Source organism: Streptomyces sp. NPDC024555, from assembly GCF_055559335.1.
In genome coordinates this window covers 144,298-163,546 of record NZ_JBVHKV010000001.1, presented here as the reverse complement: position 1 = coordinate 163,546, position 19,249 = coordinate 144,298, and the positions used below count along the sequence as shown (strand labels likewise).

Sequence of the window (19,249 nt, the reverse complement as noted above, 5' to 3'; positions counted from 1 at the left end):
CGTGCCGGGGACCGGAGGCGGATGTCAGTCGCGGACGACGGTCACCGGGCAGGGCGCGTGCTGGGTGACGTGCAGACTGACCGAGCCCAGCAGGGTGGCCTTGAAGCCGCTGTAGCCGCGCGCCCCCACGACCAGCAGGTTGGCGCCCTTGGCCCGGTCGAGGAGGGCCTGCGCCGGGTTGCCGATCACGATGACCTTGGTGACGGCGGCGGCGCCCTCCGCGCCGAGGGCCTCCTCCAGGGCCTCGTTGAGCGAGACCGTGGCGACGGCCTGCGGGTCGAAGTCCTCCGGCATGCCCGGCATCATCGACGCCCAGCTCGTCGTCGGGTACTCCCAGCTGTTGACGGCTTCGACCGTGTCCCCGGTCAGCTCCGCCTGGCGCACGGCCCAGTGCAGCGCCTTGATCGACGACTCGGAGCCGTCCACGCCCACCACGATCCTGCCCATCTCTGCCTCCAGCTCGCTTGTGGCTCGCACGTGCGGGCGTGGTGCGGACGCCCGCACCACGCACCTTCCCGGCTTACTGTAGTCAAAACGGACAAAACTACAGCCTTGGGGGTGGTCAGGCGGGCCGGAGAGCGGCCAGTTGCTGGGCGAAGGGGATCACCTCGTCGTCCAGGCCCAGCGCCTTGGAGGCGCCGGAGACCGCTCCGCCGCCGGAGACCGCCCGCGCCAGCTCGCCGCCCGCGCGCCGGATCCGGGCCGGCAGGCCCTCGGTGTAGTCGTCGCCCGAGGCGCCCCAGTCCTCCGACGCGGCGTACACGGACGTCGGCAGCGTGACCGCCCGCAGATAGGCGAAGAGCGGGCGCATCGCGTGCTCCAGCACCAGCGAGTGCCGGGCCGTGCCGCCGGTCGCGGCGACGACCACCGGCTTGCCGGTCAGCGCGGTGTTCTCGACGAGGTCGAAGAACGACTTGAACAGTCCGCTGTACGAGGCGGTGAAGACCGGCGAGACCGCGATCAGCCCGTCGGCCCCGGTCACGGCCGCGATCGCCTCGGCCAGGTTCTCCGGGGGGAAACCGCTGACCAGGTGGGACGCGATGTCGTGGGCCAGGTCGCGCAGTTCGATCACGCGGACCTCGACGGCCCGGTCCTGGTCGGCCTCCAGCCGCTCCCGGGTGGCGGCGGCCAGCCGGTCGGCGAGCAGCCGGGTCGAGGAGGGGTTGCTCAGCCCGGCCGAGACGGCGACGATCCTCAGCGGTTCGGTGGCGAACACGGTTCAGCTCTCCTTCGGGGTGGCGGCGGTGACGGCCGGGTGGAGCGGCGCGGACTCGGGGACTCCGGCCGGCCGCAGCGCGGCGAACTCCTTGCGCAGCACCGGGACGACCTCCTCGCCGAGCAGGTCGAGCTGCTCCAGGACCGTCTTGAGCGGCAGCCCGGCGTGGTCCATCAGGAACAGCTGGCGCTGGTAGTCGCCCACGGCGTCCCGGAAGGACAGGGTCCGCTCGATGACCTCCTGCGGGGAGCCGACGGTCAGCGGGGTCTGCCGGGTGAAGTCCTCCATCGAGGGGCCGTGCCCGTAGACCGGCGCGTTGTCGAAGTACGGACGGAACTCCCGTACCGCGTCCTGCGAGTTCTTGCGCATGAACACCTGGCCGCCGAGGCCGACGATCGCCTGCTCGGCCGTGCCGTGGCCGTAGTGCGCGTACCGCTGGCGGTAGAGGTGGACCATCTTCTTGGTGTGCTCCATCGGCCAGAAGATGTTGTTGTGGAAGAAGCCGTCGCCGTAGTACGCGGCCTGCTCGGCGATCTCCGGGGAGCGGATCGAGCCGTGCCAGACGAACGGCGGGACGCCGTCCAGCGGGCGCGGGGTCGCGGTGAAGGACTGGAGCGGGGTGCGGAACTTGCCCTCCCAGTCGACGACGTCCTCGCGCCACAGCCGGTGCAGCAGGGCGTAGTTCTCGATGGCGAGCGGGATGCCCTGGCGGATGTCCTTGCCGAACCAGGGGTAGACCGGTCCGGTGTTGCCGCGGCCCATCATCAGGTCGACGCGGCCGTCCGCGAGGTGCTGGAGCGTGGCGTAGTCCTCGGCGATCTTCACCGGGTCGTTGGTGGTGATCAGGGTCGTCGAGGTGGAGAGGATCAGCCGCTCGGTGCGGGCGGCGAGGTAGCCGAGGGTGGTGGTCGGCGAGGAGGGGACGAACGGCGGGTTGTGGTGCTCGCCGGTCGCGAAGACGTCGAGTCCGACCTCCTCGGCCTTCTGCGCGATGGCCAGGGTCGCCTTGATCCGCTCGTTCTCGGTGGGGGTCCGCCCGGTCGTCGGGTCGGTGGTGACGTCTCCGACGGTGAAGATCCCGAACTGCATGGCGCCCGCCTCCTTGGTGCTCGCCGTTGTGGCCGTGGCCGGGGACGGCCCGGGTGGCCGATCCCTTGTTGTTGAACGTTGAACTATCTGGACACACCCTACAACGGAGTGCCCCGCCGTCCTATTCCGGCGCGTCCACACCCGTCGCGCGCCGCTCCGCCACCCAGCGCTCGGCCCGCTCGACCGCCTCCTCCTGCGCCCCGAAGACCTCCTGCCGCGCGGGCACCACCCGGTCGTCGCCCAGCTCCGCGGTGAGCCCGGTGCGCCGCAGCACCGCCAGCAGCCGGGGCTGGACGCCCGCCAGATAGAGCCGCCCGCCGTGCGCGTCCAGCTCCTCCGCGTACCGGCTCAGCAGCTTCACCACCGCCGAGGAGGGCACCTCCGGGGCGGTGCGCAGCGTCAGGACGACCGCCGAGCCGCGCGCCCGCGACACATCGGGCCACTGGGCGTCGATCCGGGGCGCCTCGGCGAACAGACTCGCCCCGCCGTAGAAGAGGACCCGCACCTCACCCGGTCCGACCCGGGCGGGCGGATCGGTGAACCGCCAGCTGCCGGGGCCGGAGCCGCGCTCAAGACCGCGCAGCCCGCTCTGCCGGGCCGCCTGCACGCAGTACAGCAGCAGCGAGAGCAGCGCCCCGATCACGATCGCCTGCTGGAGCGGGAGCTGGGTGGTGGCGATGAAAGTGACCACCATCGCGGCGGCCGGCAGCGGGGACGTACGGACCACCAGCAGGATGTCCTTGCGGCGGCCCCCGATCAGCTCGCAGCCGATCACGATGATCAGCCCGCCGATGACGGGCATCGGGATCCGCTCGGCCAGCGAGCCCAGCGTGAGCACCAGCAGCGCCAGCCACACCCCGGCGAAGATCCCCGTCCACCGGGTGCGGGCCCCCGCGCCGACGGCGACCCCGGTCCGCGACATCGAGCCCCCTGCGGGCAGCGCGCCGAAGAGGCCGCCGCCGATGTTGCCGAGGCCCTGGGCGACGAAGTCGCCGTCCACGGACGACTTCGAGCCGTCGGGGTTGCGGACCGTCGGGCCGATCGACGCCGCCTGGGCGAGCGCGACCAGCGCCACGGCGAAGGCCCCGGGCAGCAGCGCGCCGGCCGTGGACAGGTCGGGGGCGGTGAAGTGCGGCAGCGAGGCCGGGATATGGGCGATGTCCCGGGCCAGCTTCACCTCGACGGAGAACAGCCCGACGCCGAGGCTGACGGCGACCAGCGCGATCAGGACCGCCACCGGTTCCAGCCGCCGCACCAGCCGGACCAGCGCCCAGACGGCGACCGTGACCAGGGCGGTCAGGGTGGTGGTCGGCTTCCAGTCGCCGATGTGCACGAGCCAGTCGCCCAACTGGGTGAGGCGGTTGTGGCCACGGGGCTTGTAGCCGGTGGCGTCGTCGAGCGAGCCGGTGATGATCTGGACGGCGATCCCCGTCGAGAACCCGGTCATCACCGCGTTCGAGACGAAGCTCATCACCGCCCCGAGCCGCAGCAGCCCCAGGACCACCATGACCAGCCCGGCGAGCACGGAGACGGTCGCGACGTTCCCCGCGTCCCGGGGATCCAGATGCGCCCCCGACAGCACGCTCTGCGAGGTCAGCGCGATGGCCGAGGTCAGGGTGGTGACCATCAGGACCGTACGGGCGAAGAACGAACCGAGGATCGTGGGCACGACGCCCGCGTAGATCCCGCTGACCGGACTGAAACCGCCGATCGCCGCGTAGGCCATGCCTTCGGGAATGGAGAAGAGCCCCGTGACCAGACCGGCTGACACATCGGAGGGTGTGGGCCGTCCCAGCCCCGGCTTCCTGCCCGCCTCGCTCATGGCACCCCAGTAGAACCCGGTCGGGTGAGTCCCGCACCTCGTCGCTCCGCCCGCCCGAGCCGCCCCGCGGTGCGTACCCTGGAGGACGGTGGCCGCACGGGCCCCACCGGACGGAGGCGGACCATGAGCGGCACCGGAACGACGGGCGCAGACACCCCCCGTGCCGCCGACGACACCCGCGCCGCCGGTGGCACCGAACGCTGGAAGGAGCGCGGCGTCGCCCTGCGCGTCGGCGTCTACGTCTTCGCCACGCACCTGTTCGCCGGGTTCATCTGGATCCTCTTCTACGTGGGCGAGCACGCGAAGAAGTAGACGGCGCCGCCCCCGCGCCCGCGGGCACCCACCGTCGAAATCGGCCGCGCCGCCCCCGCACCCGCCCCTATGCTGGGGCCATGACCTTCCTCCCCTGCCGTCGCTGGTGGCGCTCCTCCTAGGAGCGGCCACCTCTTCAGCACGGGACCAGGGCCGTTCGAAAGGACGGCCCTTCTCCATGTCCTCTTCCGGTACGGCTCCGAGCCGGAAGGGCCGTCCTCGCCGCATCCGCCACCGCGAGGAGAGACCCGCCATGACCACGACCCACGCCCCGGACACCGTCCCGCTCGACGAGCGCGTCCGGCGCGACCCCGCACGCTTCCGGGTGATGACCGGAGACCGGCCCACCGGGGCCCTGCACCTCGGCCACTACTTCGGCACCCTCCACAACCGGGTGCGGCTCCAGGAACTCGGGGTGGAGGTGTTCGTCCTGGTCGCCGACTACCAGGTGCTCACCGACCGGGACGTGGCCGAGCGGCTCACCGAGACCACGGAGGGCCTGCTGCTCGACTATCTGGCCGCCGGGATCGACCCGGAGCGCTCGGTGGTCTTCCACCACAGCGCCGTCCCCGCGCTCAACCAGCTGATGCTGCCCTTCCTCAGCCTGGTCTCGGTCGCCGAACTCGGCCGCAACCCCACGGTCAAGGACGAGATCGCCCACTCCCGGCAGTCCTCCGTCAGCGGGCTGATGTACACCTACCCGGTCCACCAGGCGGCCGACATCCTCTTCTGCAAGGGCAATCTGGTGCCGGTCGGCCAGGACCAGCTGCCCCATCTGGAGCTCACCCGCACGATCGCCCGGCGCTTCAACGAACGGTACGGACGGGTCTTCCCGGAACCCGAGGCGCTGCTCTCCGAGGCCCCGCTGCTGCTGGGCACCGACGGCACGAAGATGAGCAAGAGCCGGGGCAACTCGATTCCGCTCGGCGCCGGCGCGGACGAGACCGCCCGGCTGATCAGAAGGGCGACCACGGACGCGGAGCGGCACATCACCTACGACCCCGCCCGCCGCCCCGGGGTGTCCGGACTGCTCCTGCTCGCCGCCCTCTGCCTGGACCGCACCCCGCACGCGGTGGCCGAGGAGATCGGGAACGGCGGCGCGGCGGCGCTCAAACGGACCGTCACCGAGGCCGTCAACACCCGGCTGGCCCCGATGCGGGCCCGTCGCGCCGAACTGGCCCGGGACATGGGGTACGTGCGGTCCGTGCTCCGGGCCGGAAACGCCCGCGCCAACGCCCTGGCGGAGGCCACGCTGAAGGAGGTCCGGGAGGCGATGGGCGGGCTGGTCTAGGGCGCTGTCTTCCGGACACGTCCTAGGAACCGGTCGGGGAGGTCTCCGGCGGGGGCCAGGCGTCCCGGGCCGCCAGGTCCAGGATCAGGGCGGCGATGTTCCACGCGTCGTCCGCGCCGCTGTGGTGGCGGCCCTCCAGGGGCAGCCCCGCGACGCGCAGCGCCTCGGCCATACCGGGGCGCTTGCGCAGGCCGTGGGCGGCGGTGAAGGGGATCTTGGCGTTGGTGTGGCGGCGGCCGAACGGATACGGGGCGCCGGTCGCGCGGCACTGGCGCTCGAACTGCTTGCGGTCGTAGTCGCCCCAGCTCGCCCAGGGCCGGACCCCGGCCCCGTGCTCGGCCGCCAGCAGCCGGCAGGCCTCGGCGAAGGGGACGCCGGTGGCCACCTCCGCCGGGGTGAGGCCGGTCAGCCCGGTGCAGAAGGCGCTGACGGTGGAGCGGGCGGGGCGGACCAGGACGCGGTGGCGGGCCAGCCGCTCGCCGGCCCGCAGATCCACGACGGTCAGCCCGATCTCGATGATCTCGCTCACCGCGCCGGGCGGCGGCTGCCCCTCCCAGCAGGTGGCCTCGACGTCCACGACGTTGAGGAGGTCCCCCGGGCCACTGTCCATGTCCATGGGGGCAGCGTAGGAGGCGGGACGCGGGCCGGGCATCCCGATTTCGGGGCCCGGCCCCTCCATCAGCGCGGGGCCGGCGCCGGGTCAGCGCGGGGTCAGCGAGGCGCGTCTGCGCAGCAGTTCCGCCAGGCCGCGCCGGGTCGCCGCGATGACGACGCGGTCGGTGGGCTGGAGGACATAGCCCGGGTGCAGGTTCCAGACGAGGCCGCCCGGGGATTCCTGGGCCGTGCCGGGCGGCTGCGGCGACAGATCGGGGCGGCGGTCGGCGGGCGGGGCCACGTCCAGGGCCAGCACCCGCCACGCCCCGGCCCGGAACGCCTGCTCGACCGTCCGGCCCTCCAGCTGCGGATGCCCGGCGACCTCGACCGCGGCGAACAGCATCACCTTGCGCTCCACGGGCACCGCGCCCAGGATCTGCCGGCCCATCATCGCCACGGCGAAGGAGGGCGCCGCCAGATGGGACACCGAGCGGGAGCGGGTCAGCGCCTGCGGATGGGCGGTGCGCAGGGTGCGGTAGACGGCGGTGGCGAACTCGTCGTCGAACAGCCGCAGCGTCACCCGCAGATCCGGCTTGACCGAGCGCGCGTACAGCGCGGCCTCCAGATTGGTGGTGTCGACGCTGGTCAGGGCGAGCAGAGCGCGCGAGCGCTGGATCTTCGCCGCCTCCAGGACGCCCTCCTGGGTGACGTCCCCGATGACCACCGGTACGTGCAGCCGGCGCGCCACCGGAATGCCGCGCGCGTCCGGATCGTCCTCCACGCACACCACGGGGATGCCCAGTTCGCGCAGTTGCACCAGGACCCGGGTGCCGATCTTGCCCAGTCCCAGCAGCACCACGTGCCCGGAGAGTCCGCGCGGCGGGCGGCGCAGCGAGGAGGCCGTCCGCAGCGAGCCGAAGGCCTCCAGCACCCCGGCCACCAGCAGCGGGAGCAGCATGAGGCCCGCCACCCCGGAGAGGAGCTGGATGATCTGCCGGGCGGTCGGGTCGCCGATCGCCGGATCTCCCATCGCGAACAGGTCGAGCAGGGTGAGGTAGGCGGCGTGCAGCGGATCGTCCCCGGTGGTGAACGTGGACGCCACCGCCAGGCCCAGCACGGCCGTGCCCACCCCCAGCGCCGACCAGCGCAGCCGGCGCGAGAACACCTGGCTCAGCGGCGCTCCCCGGCCCCGCATCCGGCGCCGCCGTCCGGCCGGCCCGGCCTGGCTGACGGCCTCCAGGACCACGGTCCCGCGCCCGGTCGCGGCGGCCACCTGCGTCTGGTCGGGCAGCAGTTGGGGGCCCTCGTCGCCGCTGCTGTCGGAGCCCTCGGTGCCGGCCGGATCGTGGGTCGTGGAGGAGAGCAGGGCCAGGGTGCACAGGCCCGGGTCGGCGACCTGGCCGCCGGGCGGCGGGGTGCGCTCGGCGGCCCTCAGCAGCAGCCCCTCCGCCTGGATGACCTTGCTGGAACCGGCGAGCGCGGTCGCCGCCAGCGCGGGCGCGGCGGTGTCCGCGTCGGACAGGACCGTGGTGGAGGCGTCCAGCGCGGTCTGGTCGATGCCGGGCGAGGCGACGGCGGCGGCCTGGTCGAGCAGGTTCTCCAGATGCTGGCCCAGCTTGCGGTTGTAGAGCCGGATCACCAGCCGGACACGGGGGTTGAGCCGTCGGGCGGTGAGCGCGGCCCGGATGTTGCGCTCGTCGTCGTCGTAGACGAGGGCCAGCGCGGCGGCCGAATCGACCCCCGCCTCCTCGAAGGCCTCGTCGGACGGCTCCGCGGCCTGGAGGATCCGGACCGCCTCCACCCCGGCGTTGGTGTCGTTGTCCCCGTTCCCGCCGCCGTTGCCGAAGCTCCCGGAGCGGTTCATCGCGGACGACATCCGGCCGAACAGCGCGGCGGCCCGGCCGCGTCCGGTCAGCGGCAGCTCCGGCCGGGCCGTCCGGCCGGGCTCCGGCGGCACGACCAGGGTGACCCGCTCCCCGTAGACGTACCGCAGCTCGACCGCGAGCCGCTGGGCGAGCGCGTCGTCGCCGCAGACGACCATGTGGCCGGAGAACGGGGAGCGTTGGGGCTGCTGCGGAAGTGGAGGCACGTGTCCCAGCATGCCCTGGTCCTTTCGCGTGGGCGGAACGGTCGGCGGTCCCCGGGTGTGCCGGGCACCCGGCACGGGGTCAACGTTCAGCGGTCCTCGTACGTCCCCGGATCCGGGCGGGCGAGCAGCCGGCGCGGATCGGCGGCGCGGCCGATGGCGCTCTCCACGGCCGCGATCCGGTCCGCGAGGAGGCCGAGCGCGGCCACCGCCCGGGTCATCGGATCGCCCTCGGGCCCGCCGAGCGCCTGGGCGCGGACGTACGAGGCGGTGACGGCGGCCCAGCGCGCGGCCTGCGCGGCGTCCAGCGTGCCGCGCAGCGCGCCGAGCTTCAGCAGCGCCGCCTCGGCGCCCGAGGTGAGCGTCTGGGCCTCGCCCGCGTAGTGGTCCTCGACGACGGCGTTCAGCTCCGCGTCGTTCATCACGGGCATGATCCGCTCGGCGATCCGGTTCATGTTGCGGTACGAACCCTGGAGCCGGAAGGGCGGTTCGGTGCGGCTGGCGTCGGTGCGCGCGGCCGAGGCGATGTACGCGGCGTTGACCGCGAGCACCGTCTCCCGGGCCGTCAGCAGATGGCGCAGCACGGCGGTGATCCGCTCCACCTCGGGCGGGGTGCAGGGGTGTTCGAGCCGGTCGGCGCGGGCGGCCGGGTCGCCCGCGGCCAGGCGCAGCAGCAGGGCGAGATCGGCGCGCGGGCGTCCGGCGAGCGGGGCCAGGACCGGGTTGGCGGTCAGGGCGTTCTCGACGAAGCTCAGCGCGAAGACGTCCTCGCGTCCGCTCAGCACCTCGCCGAGGTTCCAGACGTCGGCCCGGTTGGCGAGCATGTCGGGGATCCGGAAGCGCTCGCCCGACTCGGTGTAGGGATTGCCCGCCATGCAGACCGCGAAGCGCTTGCCCCGCAGGTCGTAGCTGCGCGGTTCGCCGTCCCTGACGCCCTCGACGCGGCGGGTGGCGTCGCAGAGCGGGATGAACTTCTGGAGCAGTTCCGGCGAGGTGTGCTGGATGTCGTCCAGGTACAGCAGCGTGTTGTTGCCCGCCTCCAGCGCGAAGTTGATCTTCTCGATCTCCTGGCGCGCGGTCGCGCTGCCGGCCTGCGCGGGGTCGAGCGAGGTCACGTCGTGGCCCAGGTTGGGGCCGCTGATCTTGACCAGGACGAGGCCCAGCCGGTCGGCGACGTACTCCATGAGCGTCGTCTTGCCGTAGCCGGGCGGCGAGACGAGCAGCAGCAGCCCCTGCGAGTCGGTGCGCCGGCCGGCGTCGGCGGTGCCGAGCTGCTTGGCGAGGCTGTCGCCGATCAGCGGCAGGTACACCTCGTCGAGCAGCTGGTTGCGGACGAACGCCGACATTACGCGCGGCCGGTGGTCCTCCAGCCGCAGCCGGGCGCGCTCGGCGTCGACCAGGGCGGTGCGGCGGCGCTGGTAGGCGCGGAAGCCGGGGACCGTCTCGGCGCGGAACCGCTCGGTGCGGGCCAGCAGTTCGTCGATGCGGACGGTGAGCGCGCCGCGCTCGATGCGCGGATGGACCCCGAGCAGACCGTCCACGCGCGCGGTCAGCGGCGCGTCGCTGTCGTAGCGGGCCAGCACCGGTTCGGGGCACAGCTCGACGGCGACGGCCTCCGCGAGAAGGCCCGCGTCCGGCTCGCCGCCGCTCGACGCGGCGTACGCGCCGAGCCATCCCTCCACCAGTTGGCGGCGGGCCGGCAGGTCGTCCGCGAGCGCGGCCAGGTCCTCGTCGTACGCCGGAGTCCCGGTCGTCCGGCGGAACTTGTCCAGGAAGGTGCGGACCCCGGCCGCCGTGACGAAGCCCTCCGGTCCCCCGGTCAGCTCCTCGAAGAGGTACGCGGCCACCGCCGCCGCCCCGTCCCCGGCGATCTCCGCCGCCCACTCCTCCTGGAGCGCGTCCACCGCGGCCGACAGCCCGAAGGTCTCCCGGGCGCGGGCCAGCGAACGGGCCCGGCGGGTCCACGAGACACGGCGCGCCTCGTCCGTCCCGTGCGCCCAGAAGAGCTGGGCGGCGGCGCGGACGGCGGGCGGGCAGCGCAGCAGCCCCGCGCCGGGGTACAGCTCCAGCAGGGCGGTCAGGATCGCGGTCGCGTCCTCGTCGTGGACCCCGCGCTGATACCCCTCGTCGTACGCGGCGGCGGCCGACTCCCGCACCAGCGCGGCCAGCCCGCCCTCCTCCAGCGCGGCCAGCCGGTCCGCGCCGTGCTCGGCGAGCAGCCGGGCGGCCAGGTGCTCGCCCCGGTAGACGTGCCGGGACTCCGAGGGCAGCGTCTGCTCCCAGTACGGCCGGGTGGCGGCGAACTCCGGGTCGGTGACCGGCATCCGGTAGTCGGTCCCGGTGACGGCGAAGGCGAGCCCGTCGTCCTGCGGCACCAGGGTCAGTTCGAAGGGCTGGGTGTTGACGGCGAAGCGGTGCCGGCCCAGCCGGATCGTCGCCCCGCCGTCCGCGTACAGCTCGCCCCGGTCCCGCAGCGCGCGCGTCGCTTCCTGACGGGCGGCCAGCAGCTGCCCGTCCAGTTCCTCGGCCCGTACGGTGTCGCCGAGTCCGCGCAGCTCCTCGGCGGTGCGGCGGACCTTGGCGACCATCGGGTCGGAGGCGAAGTAGGTGTGCACGGCGTCCGCGTCGGCCAGCGCGGCGCTGCGGCGCGCGACGGTCTCCAGCACCCGGTGCGCCGAACCGGCGAGCCGCTCGGTGCGGCGGGCCAGCTCGTCCGCGAGGGTCTGGCGGCGGGCCGAGAACGCCTCGTACACCTCCGTGCGGCGCTCGGCCAGTTCGGCCAGGAAGTCGTCGAACTCCGCGAACCGCGCCTCCAGGTTCTCCAGCTGGAGCAGCAGCCGGGCGAGCTGGTCGGAGCAGGCGTCCGGGGTGTCCGAGGCGGCCAGCGCGGCCGTGACGGCCTGCCCCAGCAGCGCGGACTCGGCGGCGAACTCGGCCCGCCCCTCCCGGTCCGCCAGCTCCCGGCGGCGGTGCCCGAGCGTGGCGCGGGCCCGGTTCACCCCGCCCAGCACCTCCGCGATCCGCTCCAGGATCGAGGTGCGCACGACGCCGTCGCCGATGTCGAGACCGGCGACCACCTCGGTCACCGTGCTCAGGCCGTCCGTCATCGACGCCAGCCGCTCGCCGAGCGCGGAGGCGTCGGTGACGGTGGTGAGGGCGGCGGCCTCCTCGGTGAGCCGGGCGACGTCCTCGTGGTAGCCGGTGAAGGCGTCGGGCCCGGACAGGAACGCGACCGCGCGCCGCCCCGCGGCTTCGATGTCCTCCGCCGTGCTCGCGGTGAGCCGGGCGATCCGCTCGGTGTCCGCGTACCGCATCTCGGCGAGCGTCGCCAGATGGCCGTGGGCACCGCGCAGTCCGGTCAGCCGGCCGACCCACTCGGCGGCCGTGCGCGGGGCCTCGCCGCGCACCGTGCGCACCAGCGCGGTGATCCGCTCCGCCGTCTCCTCGACGGCCTCGGCGGCCCGCCGGGTCTCCTCCTGTACGGAGGCGAACTCGGCCAGCACCTGGCGCGCGGTCCCGCTCAGCTCGGCCAGCGGCTCGCCCAGCGCGCCGAGCGCCTCGTCGTCGAGCCAGTGGTAGCGGTCGGTGGCGCGGGAGCAGTCCGCGACGAGCTGTTCGTAGACCGCGGCGGTCGGCGTGGTCGCGGCGGCCCCGTGGGCGAGCGCCAGGCAGTCCGAGATCCCGCGCACCAGGTCCGCGTTGCCGACCCGGGCCAGCGGACCGTCCCCGGCCGGGCGGGAGGCGGCATGGGTGTCGGAGACGTACGGCGTCTGCCAGCGCTGCACCGGATGCACCCGGGCCGCGCCCCCGTCCGGCCCCTCCACCGGTTCCCGGAGCAGCAGCAGGGTGCCGTCGTCGAGCAGCCCGTGCCCCCGGCCCTGGAGCGGGGTCGCGACCTCCTGGCGGATCAGGTTGTACGGGAGCAGCAGACCGCGCCCGTCCTCGCGCGAGCGGAAGGCGTACAGGACGTCCTCGCCGTTGGGGGAGCGCACGGCCCCCTCGAAGACGGGGTCGGTGAGCGGCTGCGCGATGTCGAAGGTCTTCGCGGTGCCGGAGGTCAGGTAGTAGCCGCCGGGGAAGATCAGGCCCTGGTCCTCGGGGAGCCGGTGGCAGGCGGGGCCGATCCCGTCGAGCCGGACGACCGTGCCCAGCAGGGAGTTGAAGACGAGGTGGCGCCGCGCCTCCTCCTTGTAGGGGCGGATCCGCAGCAGGACCAGCGGTCCCAGCTCCGCGTACTCGACCTCGGCGTCGGCCAGCGACTGGAGCGGTTCGGCGACCGGCTCCCGGTAGATCCCGTCGGGGGTGTCCGTGTCGTTGACGGTCTTGACCGTGAGACGGCCGTTCAGGGTGTCGACGAACAGCCGGGGCTCCTCGCCGATGGCGATGTGCGGATGCCGGCCCGCGACATGGGCCTCCCGGCCCGCCGTGACCCAGGTGACGTCGTGCTGCGGCGGGAACACGTGGTCGCGCTCGCCCCGGGCGTCGAGGAAGGCGCCCGGCGAGCCGTCGGCGTTCAGCGCCCAGCGCAGCACCCGGATGTCCTCGGCGCTCTCGCCGGTGCGGAAGACGGCCAGCAGCCGGCCCTCGGTCCGGCGCAGCCGCAGCAGCCGCGCGTCGCGGAAGTAGCGGTGCAGTCCGTGGAACTCCCGGACGAACGCCTCGTCCGTGAGCAGCCCCCCGGTGCCGGGCGTGAGGTCCGCCCCGTACAGGGCGAGCACCTCGTCGACGCCCGGTTCCCCGCGCAGCCCCGGACCCCGCTCGAAGCCGAGGAGGAGCTGTCCGCCGACGGCGACCAGGTCCCGGGGGACCGAGGGCCGTTCGGTGCGGACCTGCTCGCTGCCGAGCAGCCGCAGCCCGGTGGAGCCGAACTCCTTGGTCCGGCGGGCGTTGAGCGCCTCGGCCCGGCGCACCAGCTCCGCGGCCTGGGCGCCGAGCCGGCGCCGCAGCACGTCGTAGGCCCCGGCCTCGGGCCCGGCGGGGGGCGCGGTCACGGTGTCCATGCGGGTCTCCTTACGGGGGGCGTCGAGCGAGCGGGCGCGCCCGGTGACGGGCCCGGCCGGATGGGGCCGGGCCCGGGGACCGTGACCGTTTCACGTGAAACAGCCGCGGTCGTGGGTGTTCGTACCGGTCCGGACGCCGGGGTCAGGCGACCGGCGTGCCGTTGCGGGACGGCGGCACCAGCTCGGTCACGGGGACGTCCGCGAGCCCCAGCGAGCGTGCGTGGTCCAGCAGTTGACGTACCTGGTCCGCGCCGACGCCCGCACCCGGCGCCTGCGCCATCCGCATCAGCAGCGACGACACCGTGAGGTTGCGTACATCGCCGGTGGTCACCGAGGAGAGCACCCGGGTCAGGTCGTCCGTGAAGGACGAGGTGCCGTCCAGCCACGGTCCGGCCAGCGACTTCGCCGTCTCGGAGTTCTCCACGAAACCGTCCAGGCTCTTGCCCATCGAGATGGACGAGACCAGCCGGTCGAAGAAGACCGACTCGCCGCCGACGATGTCGATGTCGGCGTTCTCCAGACCGGTGGCCAGGACGGTCGCCTGGGCCTCGGCCACCTGCCGCTGGACCTCCAGACCGGCGAGCCGGATCTCCTTCTCGGCGGCCAGCCGCAGGCGGTACTCCTCGTGCACCCGCGAGGCGTCGTCCAGCGCCGCCATCGCGGCCGCCTTCTCCGTCAGACCCGCCGCCTCGGCCTTCAGCTTCTCGCCGATCATCGCCGCGTCGGCGGTCGCCTGCGCCTGGGTGCCCTCGGCCGTGGCGAGCGCCTTGAGCCTGGCCCCCTCCGCCTCGGCCCGCAGCCGCGCGGACGCGGCCTCGGCCTCGGCCAGACCGGTCTTCTCGATGACCTCCGCCGCCGCGTCGCGCACCTGCACGTCCGCGAGTCCGGGCGCCGCCGACTCGGCCTGGATGCCCTCGGCCAGCCGCAGCTTCGCCTGTGCGTCCAGGTCCGCGGTCTTCAGCCGGGCCTCGGCGAGCGTCAGCTGCTCGGCGGCCCGGTGGGTCGCCGCCGCCTCGGCGGCCTCGGCCGCCTTGATGTCCTTGACCAGCTGCTCCTGGGCCTCCGCCTCGGCGGCGATGATGACCGACTTACGGGTGCGCTCCGACTCCTCGACGGACCGCAGCGTCTTGATGGACTCCTCCTGCTCGGCGACCGTACGGTCCACCGCGATGCGCTCACGGATCACATCGGCGACCTCGCGGCGCTCCGCCTCGACCTCCTTCGTCGCGGCGATCCGGTTCAGCTCGGTCTCCCGCTCGCGGCTGATGACCTCGATCAGCCGGTCCTTCTCGATGCGCTCGTTCTCCACCGCGATGACCCGCTCGCGGTTCTTCTGCGCGACGGCGATCTCCCGGGCCTGGTTCTCCCGCTGGATGCCGAGCTGCTCCTCGGTCCTGATGAACGCGGCCTGGGCGCCCAGACGCTCCTCCTCCTGGACCCGGGCGGTCACGGACTCCTCACGGGCCCGCAGCGTCTCGACCTCGCGGCGCTGCTTGATCTCCGCCTCGGCCTGCCGGCGCTCCAGCTCCAGGATCGTCTCCCGGGCGTCCACGTCCTGGCGGGTGATCTCCTTCTGCTCGGTGCGCTGGAACTCGTTGGTGCGCACATGCTCGATCGCCGTCAGCTCGGTGATCTTCCGGATGCCCTGGGCGTCGAGGATGTTGGCGCCGTCGAGCTGCGCCATCGGCGTCTGCTCCAGGAAGTCGATCGCGGCGTCGTCGAGGTGATAGCCGTTCAGATCGGTCCCGATGACCCGGATGATCCGGTCCCGGAACTCCTCGCGCTTGGTGTAGAGGTCGACGAAGTCCAGCTGCTTGCCGACCGTCTTCAGCGCCTCGGAGAACTTCGCGGCGAAGAACTCCTGGATGGCGACCTTGTCGCTGGCCCGCTCGGTGCCGATCGCCTGGGCGACCTTGATGACGTCCTCGACGGTCTTGTTGACCCGGACGAAGAAGGTGATGTGGATGTCCGCGCGGATGTTGTCCTGGCAGATCAGACCCTCGCGCCCGGTGCGGCGGATCTCGATCGTCTTGACCGAGATGTCCATCGACTCGGCCTTGTGCAGCACCGGCAGGACGACGGCGCCGGTGAAGGTCACGTCGACCTTCTTCGTCTTGGAGATGATCAGGGCCTTGCCCTGCTCCACCTTCCGGAAGAGCCGGGTGATGATCAGGAGCAGGGCGATCGCGATGAGCAGGACCACGGCGACGAGCAGGCCGAGGCCCAAGGAGATGGCTTCCATGTCAGTCCTTGGCGGCTGGTGGTGCGGAACGGAAGAAGTCGAAGGGGCCGGCGCGGCGCCCGGGACGGGCGGTCGCGCGGCGGCGGGCCGGACCGGCGAGGGCGGGTCCGGGCGGTGGGCGGCGCGGTGCGCGGGCGCTCCGGGAGGACGGAGCGGCGTACGGCTCCGGAGTTACGGAGCCGCTGTCGGCGGGCCCGGATCGAGCGCACGGTCGTACGGAGAGACCCAGAAGAACTCGCCGTCCTCGTCGTACGCGTAGAGCAGCCCGGGGCTGCCCGCCGTGAACTCCGCGTCGTCCGGCCGCAGCTGGCGCACCTGGACGATCGCGGTCGAGCCGTCGGCCGCGGCGACCTCGGCCTGGCCGAAGTCCGTGCCCACGGAGCCCGTCCGGATCGTGCAGACCCGGCCCAGGAAGTCCTGGCGCGATGGAGGAGGCTGATCCGGGAAGAAGCGCCGGAAGTGGCGGACGAGCAGCCGCACCACGGCCCAGGAGACCATTAGGGCCCCGGCGAGGACCGCGCAGGCCAGGACGGCGCGCAGGGTTCCGGCGGCGTCGCTGTGGTGCAGCAGCACGGCACCGGTCAGCGAGATGAACCAGCCGACCGCGACCATGACGGAGACCGACAGCGTGACCGGCACCCCGCCGATCCCGGCGGCATGGGCGTCCAGATCGGCGTCGAAGGAGTGGTGGTCGGCGGCGCCGACCAGGACGAGCAGCCAGAAGGCGATGACGACGACCAGCGCCGCGGAGAAGAGGACGGTCGGGAAGGACAGTGCCGCGTCCAGGAACTCCCGCATCGTCTCCACCCCCTGCCGTTCCGCCGGCGGCTCGGGCCGGCTCCTGTCCGGAGGTGTGCGGCGGTGACCCCGGTGCCGCGACGCCGCTGTGCGCGGCCCCGCGGCGACCGGGTCTTCCCCCGTTCCCCCGTGCACCCCCGTGTTTCCCCCGTGGTCCCCCGGTCGGTGCTGAAGAGATCGTGTCATCCGGGGTCCCCGAACCGCATTGCCGGATTCCGGCAGTGTTGCTCCCCGTCGGCATGCCGGGCACCGGCACTCACCCGTATGGGTTGTGCAAATATCTACGCGACACAGGAGTGGAGGCGGGTACGTGGCGGAACCGGTGATTCCCGACCATTTCCTTGAGGGCTATGCCCGGATTCTGGCCGACGTGGCCGAGTCCGGCCGCCGGCTCACGCGCGAGGAGCTGGAGACCCGGCGTTCGCTGGGCCGGCAGGCCGCCGAGGCCGGGCACCAACTGCGCGCCCTGGTCCGGATGCACCTCGCCGAGACCCGCACCGGCTGGCCGGGCGCCGCCCCCGGCGCCACCCCGGCCGCCACCGCCGCGGCCACCGAGAGCGTGCTGGCCGCCGTGGAACAGGCCGTCGACGCCTTCGCCGAGGGCTTCGAGCGGGCCCAGCGGCTGACCGTGCGCCGCGAGGAGGCGGCCCGCCGGGAGTTCATCGACGACCTGCTGTACGGACGCAGCGATCTGGGCCGGCTCGCCGAGCGCGCCACCCGCTTCGGGCTGCGGCTCTCCCGCGCGCACGCCGTCGCGGTGGCGACGGGCCCGGAGGCGTACACCGAGACGGACGCCGTGCCCCGGCAGGTGGAGTCCGCGCTGCTGACCCGCTTCAGCGGCCGCAAGATCCTGCTGACGACCAAGGACGGGCGGCTCATCTGCATCGCGCCCGGCAGCCAGCCCGATGTGCTGCGCTACTTCGCCAAGCAGGCGCACGCCGCGACGGACGGCGGCCGGGTGGCCGTCGGCCGGGCGCACCGCGGCCCCGGCGGGGTGGTCCAGTCGTACGACGAGGCCCTGGAGGCGCTGGAACTGGCCGAGCGGATGGGGCTGGACGACCCCGTGCTCTTCTCCGCCGATCTGCTCGTCTACCCCGTGCTGACCCGCGACCGCCAGGCGATGGCCGATCTGGTGCGCAGCGAACTCGGCCCGCTCCAGGAGGCGCGGGGCGGCGCCGAACCGCTGCTGAAGACGCTCACGGTCTACTTCGACTCGGGCTGTGTCGCGGCCGAGACGGCCCGCCGGCTGGCGCTGAGCGTCCGCGCCCTCACCTACCGGCTGGAGCGGATACACCAGCTGACCGGTTCGGACCCCTCCGACCCGATGCACCGCTACACCCTCCAGACCGCGGTGATCGGCGCCCGGCTGCTGGACTGGCCCGCCAACGAGATCTGAGCGCCCGCCACGGGGGACGGCGGGCCCGCTGCCGGGTTCCGGCAGCGGACGCCCTCAGCGGGCCCGGCCGCCCGGGGCGCGGGCGCTCTCCTCCAGCCGGACGAACGGGATCGCACGGCCCACCCGGCGGTAGTCCTCCGTACCGCCGTCGACGGCGAACCCCATGAAGGCGCAGAGCCTGCGCGCGGCGCGGGGATGGCGCGGGGCGTAGCGGGCCATCAGCTCCCCGCCCTCCTCGGGCTCCAGGAACCGGGCCGTCACCGCGTGGAACGCGCGCCCCACCTGCACGGTGGCCTGCGGCGTCGCGCGCAGATTGCGGTACCAGTCGGCGCCGGGGCCGAATCCCGACGCCACCGTCCAGCTGCGCCGGCCGTCGTCGGCGGCGGACTCCACGACCTCGATCACCGTGCGGCGGTTCAGCCCCGAACTGCGACCGGTGTGCACCAGGAGCAGCAGCCTCCCCCGGAACAGGGGGCCGAGCCCCGCCCGGAACATGTGGACGGGCAGCCGGGCGAGGGTCCGCCGCCGGCCGGTGGGCAGGGGCGGCCGGTGCGGTTCGGGCGAGGAGGCGGCTTCAGACATCACCCTGCAAACGTTGCACAGTCCAAAGGTTCTGTCATGGTCACGAGTGGCGGATTCGGTACCGGTTCGACACCGTTTCGGACTCGGTCCGTCCGCACCGTACGGACGGCTACCCTCGCGGGCATGTCCGAATCCGCCGCTCTCACCGCCACCCGCGAGGCCTACGACGCCGCCGCGCCCACCTACGCCCGGCTGTTCCGCGACCAGTTGCGCGACCGCCCGCTGGACCGGGCCATGCTCGGCGTCCTCGCCGAGGCCGTCCGGGAGACCGCCGACGCGGGGGGACCCGGACGGATCGCGGATCTGGGCTGCGGGCCGGGCGACGTCACCGCGTACCTCGCCGGGCTCGGCGTCACCGTGTGCGGGGTCGACGCCTCGGCCGAGATGATCGCGACCGCCCGGCGGACCCATCCGGAGCTGCGGTTCACCACCGGGTCGATGGCCGGGCTGGACCTCGCCGACGGCTCGCTGGCCGGGGTGCTGTCCCGGTGGTCCGTCATCCACACCCCGCCCGAGGAGCTGCCGGCGATCCTGGCGGAGTTCCACCGGGTGCTGGCGCCCGGCGGGCATCTGCTGATCGGCTTCTGGGCCACCGACGACGCCGCGACCCCGACGGAGGTCTTCGACCACGCGGTGGCCCCGGCGTACCGCTGGTGGCCCGGCCGTCTGGCGGAGCTGCTGCGCGCGGCCGGTCTGTCCGAGGTGGCCCGCGCGGTGCGCGAACCGCAGCCGGCCGACCGCCGGCAGTTCCGGGAGACCCATCTGCTCGCCCGCCGGGACTGAGCCCGCGGGGGCCGAGCCCGGACCGAGTTCGCCGGGAC

Annotated in this window: 13 protein-coding genes and 1 pseudogene; 4 read left to right on the top strand and 10 right to left on the bottom strand. The window is 73.6% G+C overall.

Translation table 11 applies throughout. The features are described 5' to 3' along the window. Positions 1–24: 24 nt before the first annotated feature. The 4 genes from ACZ4FH_RS00715 to ACZ4FH_RS00700 form a co-directional block, all read right to left on the bottom strand. Entirely contained in the window at positions 25–447 is a 423-nt protein-coding gene (locus tag ACZ4FH_RS00715; RefSeq protein ID WP_383632106.1) for a universal stress protein, read from the bottom strand. Between the two features lie 115 nt (positions 448–562). Continuing rightward, on the bottom strand, positions 563–1,216 hold the full coding sequence (locus tag ACZ4FH_RS00710; RefSeq protein ID WP_467301428.1) for an FMN reductase: 654 nt from the start codon (positions 1,214–1,216) through the stop codon (positions 563–565). A 3-nt stretch (positions 1,217–1,219) separates the two neighbouring features. Further along, on the bottom strand, positions 1,220–2,305 hold the full coding sequence (locus ACZ4FH_RS00705; protein WP_467301427.1) for an LLM class flavin-dependent oxidoreductase: 1,086 nt from the start codon (positions 2,303–2,305) through the stop codon (positions 1,220–1,222). Positions 2,306–2,426: 121 nt separating this feature from the next. After that, positions 2,427–4,127, bottom strand: a complete 1,701-nt coding sequence (locus ACZ4FH_RS00700; RefSeq protein WP_467301426.1) for a SulP family inorganic anion transporter — start codon at positions 4,125–4,127, stop codon at positions 2,427–2,429. A gap of 195 nt (positions 4,128–4,322) precedes the next feature. Between ACZ4FH_RS00700 and ACZ4FH_RS00695 the strand changes: the two are divergent. Both ACZ4FH_RS00695 and trpS read left to right on the top strand, forming a co-directional pair. After that, positions 4,323–4,439 (top strand): annotated as a pseudogene (locus ACZ4FH_RS00695) (DUF6126 family protein); the annotation flags it as partial. 253 nt (positions 4,440–4,692) lie between these two features. After that, on the top strand, positions 4,693–5,730 hold the full coding sequence (gene trpS / locus ACZ4FH_RS00690) for a tryptophan--tRNA ligase (protein WP_467301425.1): 1,038 nt from the start codon (positions 4,693–4,695) through the stop codon (positions 5,728–5,730). Positions 5,731–5,752: 22 nt separating this feature from the next. Here trpS and ACZ4FH_RS00685 read toward each other — a convergent pair whose 3' ends face one another. The 5 genes from ACZ4FH_RS00685 to ACZ4FH_RS00665 all read right to left on the bottom strand — a co-directional run bounded on the left by ACZ4FH_RS00685 (position 5,753) and on the right by ACZ4FH_RS00665 (position 16,450). Then, positions 5,753–6,340 carry a 3'-5' exonuclease gene (locus tag ACZ4FH_RS00685; protein ID WP_467301724.1) on the bottom strand — a complete coding sequence of 196 codons (588 nt, stop codon included), beginning with the start codon at positions 6,338–6,340 and terminating at the stop codon, positions 5,753–5,755. A 90-nt stretch (positions 6,341–6,430) separates the two neighbouring features. Next, entirely contained in the window at positions 6,431–8,425 is a 1,995-nt protein-coding gene (locus ACZ4FH_RS00680; protein WP_467301424.1) for a potassium channel family protein, read from the bottom strand. A 74-nt stretch (positions 8,426–8,499) separates the two neighbouring features. Next, positions 8,500–13,410, bottom strand: coding sequence for a DNA repair ATPase (locus tag ACZ4FH_RS00675; protein ID WP_467301423.1), 4,911 nt, complete (start codon positions 13,408–13,410; stop codon positions 8,500–8,502). A 142-nt stretch (positions 13,411–13,552) separates the two neighbouring features. Further along, complete coding sequence (locus ACZ4FH_RS00670) at positions 13,553–15,652, bottom strand: flotillin family protein (RefSeq protein ID WP_467301422.1); 2,100 nt, start codon at positions 15,650–15,652, stop codon at positions 13,553–13,555. Positions 15,653–15,823: 171 nt separating this feature from the next. Next, positions 15,824–16,450, bottom strand: a complete 627-nt coding sequence (locus ACZ4FH_RS00665; protein WP_467301723.1) for a hypothetical protein — start codon at positions 16,448–16,450, stop codon at positions 15,824–15,826. 310 nt (positions 16,451–16,760) lie between these two features. Between ACZ4FH_RS00665 and ACZ4FH_RS00660 the strand changes: the two genes are divergently transcribed. Beyond that, entirely contained in the window at positions 16,761–17,846 is a 1,086-nt protein-coding gene (locus tag ACZ4FH_RS00660) for a PucR family transcriptional regulator (protein ID WP_467301421.1), read from the top strand. Between the two features lie 54 nt (positions 17,847–17,900). On the opposite strand, the gene ACZ4FH_RS00655 is transcribed toward ACZ4FH_RS00660, so the two are convergent. After that, the gene (locus tag ACZ4FH_RS00655; protein ID WP_467301722.1) at positions 17,901–18,428 is read right to left on the bottom strand and encodes a nitroreductase family deazaflavin-dependent oxidoreductase; all 528 of its coding nucleotides are present in this window, start codon (positions 18,426–18,428) and stop codon (positions 17,901–17,903) included. A gap of 123 nt (positions 18,429–18,551) precedes the next feature. Between ACZ4FH_RS00655 and ACZ4FH_RS00650 the strand changes: the two genes are divergently transcribed. Continuing rightward, on the top strand, positions 18,552–19,211 hold the full coding sequence (locus ACZ4FH_RS00650) for a class I SAM-dependent methyltransferase (protein ID WP_467301420.1): 660 nt from the start codon (positions 18,552–18,554) through the stop codon (positions 19,209–19,211). Positions 19,212–19,249 lie beyond the last annotated feature (38 nt).